The organism is Salinicoccus cyprini, assembly GCF_007713705.1.
Taxonomy (GTDB): Bacteria; Bacillota; Bacilli; order Staphylococcales; family Salinicoccaceae; genus Salinicoccus; species Salinicoccus cyprini.
Genome location: NZ_VMSJ01000006.1, coordinates 163,211 through 170,508 on the forward strand (window position 1 = coordinate 163,211; position 7,298 = coordinate 170,508).

At 40.3% G+C, this 7,298-nt stretch carries 5 protein-coding genes and 1 other RNA gene; 5 read left to right on the forward strand and 1 reads right to left on the reverse strand.

Annotated features, from left to right (window positions below; translation table 11 throughout):
- Positions 1-2 precede the first annotated feature (2 nt).
- The 3 genes from rnr (at position 3) to ssrA (ending at position 3,252) form a co-directional block, all read left to right on the forward strand.
- Entirely contained in the window at positions 3-2,345 is a 2,343-nt protein-coding gene (gene rnr / locus FO441_RS12410) for a ribonuclease R (protein ID WP_145290788.1), read from the forward strand.
- A 2-nt stretch (positions 2,346-2,347) separates the two neighbouring features.
- Positions 2,348-2,815 carry an SsrA-binding protein SmpB gene (gene smpB / locus FO441_RS12415; protein ID WP_145290790.1) on the forward strand — a complete coding sequence of 156 codons (468 nt, stop codon included), beginning with the start codon at positions 2,348-2,350 and terminating at the stop codon, positions 2,813-2,815.
- A gap of 71 nt (positions 2,816-2,886) precedes the next feature.
- Positions 2,887-3,252: a transfer-messenger RNA gene (ssrA, locus tag FO441_RS12420) on the forward strand.
- Between the two features lie 587 nt (positions 3,253-3,839).
- Here ssrA and FO441_RS12425 read toward each other — a convergent pair.
- Positions 3,840-4,634: a TIR domain-containing protein gene (locus FO441_RS12425; RefSeq protein WP_145290794.1), complete on the reverse strand. Its 795-nt coding sequence runs from the start codon at positions 4,632-4,634 to the stop codon at positions 3,840-3,842.
- Between the two features lie 610 nt (positions 4,635-5,244).
- On the opposite strand from FO441_RS12425, the gene FO441_RS12430 reads away from it, so the two are divergent.
- Together FO441_RS12430 and FO441_RS12715 are read left to right on the forward strand one after the other, a co-directional pair.
- A complete protein-coding gene (locus FO441_RS12430; protein ID WP_145290797.1) occupies positions 5,245-6,627 on the forward strand; it encodes a reverse transcriptase domain-containing protein in 1,383 nt (460 codons plus the stop codon).
- Between the two features lie 555 nt (positions 6,628-7,182).
- The coding region (locus tag FO441_RS12715; protein ID WP_425473453.1) for a helix-turn-helix domain-containing protein at positions 7,183-7,298 on the forward strand (116 nt) is incomplete at its 3' end.

Consider the following 7,298-nt stretch of genomic DNA (forward strand, 5'->3'; position numbering starts at 1 on the left):
TCATGGGTAGCTACAGAGAAAAGATTTTGACACTGATCGGCTCGGAAGACTATAAGCCGATGACAATGGACCAGTTCCAGCAGGCACTTTCAGCATATGATTCCGAAGACTTCAAGGAAATGGTAAAGGACATGGTTGCCCTGGAGGCGTCTGGAGAAGTCCATAGAACGAAAAAAGATAAATTCATGAAGATGAGCGAAACGGATCTGATCAAGGGCAAGCTGTCCATGCATAAGCGCGGATTCGGCTTCCTGCGTCCCGAGGATACGGAGCTTGAGGATATTTTCATTCCGCCGAATGCCATCAATGGGGCACTCGATGGGGATACTGTACTGGTCGAAGTGCAGAAGCAGTCCCAGGGGGATAACCAGGAAGGTCAGATCACTTCCATACTGACACGCGGCATCACCCGCATTGTCGGGGAGTATCATGCGAATAAGAATTTCGGTTTTGTCGTGCCGGATTCAAAGAAGATTGTAGATGACATCTTCATTCCAGGGAAGCAGAATCTCGGTGCCATAGACGGACACAAGGTACTTGTGGAGATTACGAAATACCGTGAGAATGAAAATGATAATCCGGAAGGCCATGTCATCCAGATACTCGGCCATAAGAACGATCCGGGTGTGGATATCCTCTCCATCATCTATCAGCACGGCATTGAGATCGAATTTCCGGAAGAAGTGCTGAAAGCAGCGGAAGCGGTGCCTGATGCCATCAGCAAGGAAGAGATCAAGGACCGTACCGATCTGCGTGACGAGTTCACCATTACAATCGATGGTGCAGATGCGAAAGATCTTGATGATGCCATCTCCGTCAAAACGCTGGATAACGGGAACTATGAGCTGACGGTCAGCATCGCAGATGTCAGCTACTATGTTGAAGAAGATGCGCCACTCGATAAGGAGGCCTACGAACGTGGGACAAGTGTGTATCTGGTCGACCGGGTCATTCCGATGATTCCGCACCGTCTGTCGAACGGCATCTGTTCACTGAATCCACATGTGGATCGTCTGACGATGAGCTGCCGCATGGAGATCGACCGTGAGGGCAAAGTCGTCAATCATGATATATTCCAGAGTGTCATCCACTCCGACCGCCGTATGACCTACGATGCGGTCAATCGCATGCTGGATGAAGGGGACCAGGGACTGATCCAGGAATTCAGTGATGTCCATCCGATGCTCCAGGACGCCGAGGCACTGGCGAAGATCCTGCGTGGCAGAAGAGAGAAACGCGGTGCAATCGACTTTGACTTCAACGAAGCAAAAGTACTTGTGGAACCGGATGGTACCCCGGCTGAAGTCGTTCTGCGTACACGTTCCGTCGGCGAGAAGATGATCGAGGAATTCATGCTTGCAGCAAATGAGACAGTGGCAGAGCACTTCCACTGGATGGAAGTACCTTTCCTGTACCGTGTGCACGAAGATCCGAAAGAGGAGAAGCTGAGACAGTTCTTCGAATTCATTACAAACTTCGGCATCGTCGTCAAAGGTAAAGGCAATGAGATCCATCCGCGTGCCTTGCAGGAAATCATCGAAGAGGTCGAAGGGCGGCCTGAAGAGATGGTCATCAGCACACTGATGCTACGTTCCATGCAGCAGGCACGCTATTCCGAGGAGAACTTGGGACACTTCGGCCTGTCTGCAGAGTACTATACACACTTCACTTCCCCGATCCGCCGTTACCCGGACCTTGTGGTCCATCGCCTGATCAGAAAATATCTGATTGAAGGCAAGACCGGACAGAGAACAGTGAACCAGATTGCTTCAGAACTGCCGGATATCGCCGAGCATACGTCGAACAGGGAAAGACGGGCCCAGGATGCAGAACGGGATACCGATGACCTGAAGAAGGCGGAATATATGATCCAGCATGTCGGTGAGACATATGAAGGTGTCATTGCCGGCGTGATGAATTTCGGCATGTTTGTCGAACTGCCGAACACGATCGAAGGACTGGTACACGTCTCCTACATGACAGACGACCATTACCAGTATCATGAGCGTCATATGGCACTCATCGGTGATCGTACAGGCACCGTCTACCGCATCGGCGACCCGGTCGAGGTCGAAGTGCTGAACGTCAACCTGGAAGAGCGCCTGATCGATTTCAAAGTCGTCGGCATGCCGGAGCGCCAGCCGAGAGAGCGCAGGGACAGACCTGTTGAAATCAAAGCGAAGTCCAAACCGAGAAGCGGCGGACAGAATAAAGGCAATGGCGGTGGCCGGAATAAAGGCAATGACAGCAGGCAGAAGGATGGCAAAAAGCACTTTGACAAAGGCAAGAGCAACAAGAAGCCATTCTACAAAGGTGCGAAAAAAAGCAATAGAAAGAAGAAATAGCCATGAAGAAGAAAACACATGATAAACCACTTGCGCAGAACCGGAAAGCAAGCCATGACTATACGATTGAAGATACAATCGAAGCGGGCATTGAACTGAGGGGCACCGAAATCAAATCCATCAGACGCGGCTCCGCCAATCTGAAGGACTCCTATGCCCGTGTCTATAGAGGTGAAATGTATGTGTACAACATGCATATCGCCCCCTATGAAGAGGGTAACCGCTATAACCATGACCCGCTGCGTACACGCAAGCTGCTTCTGAAGCGGAAGGAGATCGATAAGCTGCTCGGAGAGACACAGGACCCCGGCTATTCGATCATTCCGCTCAAACTCTCTATCAAAAACGGCTTCTGCAAAGTGCTGCTCGGTGTCGCCCGAGGCAAGAAGAAGTACGACAAGCGTGAAGATCTGAAGCAGAAGCAGATGAAACGCGATATCGACCGGGCGATGAAAGACCGTATGAGATAGCATCAACTTGAAAAATGGAGAGCGATCTGCTATAATATAATATACGTCTTGAGAGGACGTGCTTTTAATCCGGGGACGTTCCGGATTCGACAGGGGCTGTTTGAGCAGCTTAAGCGTGCCGGAGGTATCGGCTTCGTCATCAACGATACTCAGTTAATAATAACTGGCAAACAAAACAACTTCGCAGTAGCTGCCTAAGAGCACTCTGCATCATCCCATGACGTTTCCTATGCGTCTTGATCGGATGATTCAACCTTAATAGGATACGCATCCCGGTCTTCCGTCTGCAGACCGGGGTGAAGAGATCAATCAGACTAGCATGGATCTGGGGTCTGTCCATTACCACCAGCCATGCGAAACCAAGAAATGGACTACGCACGTAGAAAGAGTTGTGCCAAAGTCTCTGGACGCGGGTTCGACTCCCGCCGTCTCCATATGAAACATAAAAATGCCAATTCCCTTCTCATCAAGGGAATTGGCACTTTTTATTATAACTTCTCTATTTCAATCTTCTTCTTCAAGGTCATCGATTGCTTCTTCATTTCTTCAATTTCCTTACATTGTAATTTTATAATTTACTACGACAGTTTTTCAACACGTGAATCCGTAATTTGATCCCGTTTACTCGTCAGTATGGCGATGGAGTAGCGGCGACATTGTCTGTATATAGTCGACGTGGTCAACAAGCTAGTGGTTCCGGACCATCGCATAAATTAAGATATTTCTTCATATTTAAATTGTCGATTTCCTACATTTTAATACTGACGTTTACATTTTATCCATGTGAGAACCAGTTTATAATCTGTACCCAAAGCTTTAGCAATTTCATAAGAGTTCTTTTCTACTATTTAAATATTGATCGACTGCGTTTAGTCTATCCTCTGTATCAAACTTATCCATAAAAAAATGCACCTCCAATTGTTAGAGTATGTCTAACAATTTGGGTGCACTTCCAAAAAGCGAAAAATTTGAAGGAAGCATACCAATCAAATGTGAGAGGGAAATATTATTGGATGGTGTAGGTTTAAAGCAAAAGATTAAAATCAATATCAAATCCTGCAGCTTTCAAACTTTGACCTAATTTAAGTTTCCATCCACCAGCGGGATCGAACTGATGATAGACTACACCAGAAAAATCATTTGGCTGTTCAAGTTCTTCTCCCTGGGAGTTTTTTAACAAATTGAACGTACGTTTTCTTCCTAACTTTCCGGTGAAAAAGCCTAATTCTAAAATCACGTTTTGACGTGCCCGCGGAAGATAGACTTCTGCACTAATAGCTTTACCAACATCGTCTGGAGACAACAATATAATTGCATAACTTACGTTTTTAGCTTCTCTTTCAAACTTCTCAATTATAGTATCTCCTTCATCTAGTTGTTCATGAAGAATAATTGGATTGAGACCTAACTTAACTAAGTAGTCTTTAACTGTTAGTTTCATAGCATCGTCATGACCATGAACAATGAAAACATTAGTGTTTTGTTGATTAAAAGAAGGAGATGTAGTTTCAGTTTCCTGTGGCAATGCCCCTTCTAATATGAATGAATGAAGAATGACATCAAGTAAACCTATTAGTTCTTTTTTTCCATTTTCCCATTGTTGAATTTTTTTGCTTTCGGGAGTTCCATTAGTATACACCGATAAATAAAATTTAGTCCTTTCAATAGACATAAGATATTCTCCAACTTCACTATTGTCCAATATTTTTTTTAGTGTTGTTCTCATTTGTAATTTTAGATTTCTTAGACTCGCGTCATCGTTATATTCAAGTGCTTTAACTCTCTCTTTCAAGTTGCTAAGTACTTCAACTTTATCCAAAGTAATCCCCCTAAATATTTTATATTCTATTTCAAACTCTTGTTAATAACAAAACATATTTTAATATAGTACTATAATGTTCTATTAAAAAATTATACTATAAATGGAAGGGTTTTGAATGAAGTTCGTAAAATATACAGCTCTCTGATAAGTAAAATTTTTGTATACCACTAGTCACTATAATTAACTTCTAAGTAGCTTGATTTCTTAACGCAAGTTCGAGTTCCGTCCTCTCCATACTTAAAAATCTTCTTATTACCTAGTGAGTAATATGGTTCTTTAAAGTACAAAACATAAAATAAATAAATGTTAGAATATTTAATTTTATGTTATAATTTAATTATTCTATATAAATAGATGTAGAAGTGATATGTTTCTCGCTTGTCAAGTTGATAAATATTTATCACCTCGCCAAGCTCGTCGGTGATCACCAGAATTGCGAGTACTAGAAACGCTTCTGGAGCGCCAGACAGCCATATCAGCACCTTGATTGCCTCCTCATGGTAATTATAGTGTATCGTTTTAAGAGATCCCATTATTTTGGATCAGTGGTCAACAGAGCGCTCATTTAATGTGAGCGACACCAAATTAGGCTAGGAGGTCTTCTGTTATGAAACAGAGTGATGGACCACGACAATCACATGACCTTTCTAGCTCTTCTAACATCAATTGGGATAAATACGAAATCAAAGGATATTTACATTTTGACGAGCAGATAAGTATAAGGCATATGAAACACAAACTTCAAAACGAGAAGTGGGTGTCTTCATATGCCTTTTGGCCATTCATTCATTTCAAATTAAACTTTAAAAAATACATAAAAGTAAACGAATTTGATGATCAAGGTAATTCAATCAAGAAGAAAGAAAAGAAAACACGTAATATCTACTATGCCGCTCACAAGGATGGATATATTTATAAGTATTATGGAGATATGTTAAACAATGCTTATAATTCATATGCATACAAACAAAAGTTTGATAAAAACATCATAGCATATAGAAATAATAAGATTGGAAAGAACAATATTGATTTTGCATATGAAGTTTTTGAGCATTTGTTTAAGTTTGATAATGCGGTTGTAATTTCAATAGATTTTACTAAATACTTCGATAATATAGTTCACCGTACATTAAAGAGAAATCTATGCAGAGTTTTAGAAGTGGAATCATTGAGTGATGACTGGTATAGAGTATATAAAAATCTTACAAAATATTCTTGGGTTAATAAAGAAGATCTTGATGAATTCTTAGAAAAAAAATATAGGAGCAAACTAAAAAAGAAAATTAAAACACGTAAAATAAAGCGAATAATGAGTCCAATAGAATTTAGAGAGATTAAGGAACAAAAATTAGTATATTACAATAAAAATAAATATGGAATTCCCCAAGGTTCGAGCATGAGCGCAGTTTGTTCCAATGTTCATTTAATTGACTTCGACGAAGAACTGAAAAAATGGTGTGAAAACAAATCAGGAAATGCTATGTATAGAAGATATTGTGATGATTTAATTATTGTTGTACCGGTAGAGAAAAAAGAAGACAGTCTACAAGAAATTAAAGATGAACTTTTATGCATAATTGAAAAGTATAAAAAAGATGGTTTAGAAGTCCAAGAAGAAAAAACTGAAATAAGATTTTGGGACGGTAAAAGTGTAATGGATGAGTCGTTCAAGCCTTCTAGCCTTGATTATTTGGGATTTGTTACTGACGGAAAAATGATACAATTAAGAGAAAAAAGTTTGTTTAATTACTATACAAGAGCTTATCGGAAAGCAAAGACAGTAAAGAGAATTGAATATGCTACGAATCGCCCAGGCCCTAAAAAAGATTTATATGATTTATATACGCATTTGGGATTTCAGTACAAAGGATATGGCAATTTTATTAAGTACGCTAATAAAGCCCATAAAAGAATGAGCAAGTTGCCGGTTAAAAGTGTAATACAAAAACAGATTAAAAGACATTGGAGGAAAATACATAAAAGAATATAAGTGATTATTATGTGTCTTCTTATAAATAAACGCGGGAATCAATTAGAGCATCTTTAGTAATATAGAAATAGAATTAATTATTCTATGGTAAAGGAGAACAATGGAAGTAGTTTTCATGAGATCATAAGTAATGATTCTTCTCAATTATTAATGAATAGAATTGGAACAAGAAATATTAAATACTGGCAATAAACTTCCTGACAGTCATGCTGCAAAAAATGCTTTGTCTTAATGTACACCTAAAATATTATATTTGGAATTATATGAATGGCATAATAATGGTCTAGCTTATCTTGACAAACTAAATAGGGATAAAATAATAAAAATGGTAGTGGAAAGTGAAATTGGAAGTATGAATATGAGGACACTTTATGCTTTAGAGATTTTGAAATTAAATTGTTTGGTTGTCTAGAAATATGTAGTACTAATTGATAGAAGTCGTGTCCTCTTTAAAAATCGCCGATTGTTAAATTAAGCTAGACACCTAAAAAGGGTCACACGTGATACACTCAAAATGAGTTTTCCGACCAAAGAAAATCATAGAAGTGATCACGCATGACCTACACCCATCTTACCACGGACGAACTGGTAATCATAGAAGCCTATTTCCATCACGACACACCAATTTCTCATATTGCGAAACGGATTGGGCGTGCCCGTCAGACAGTTCA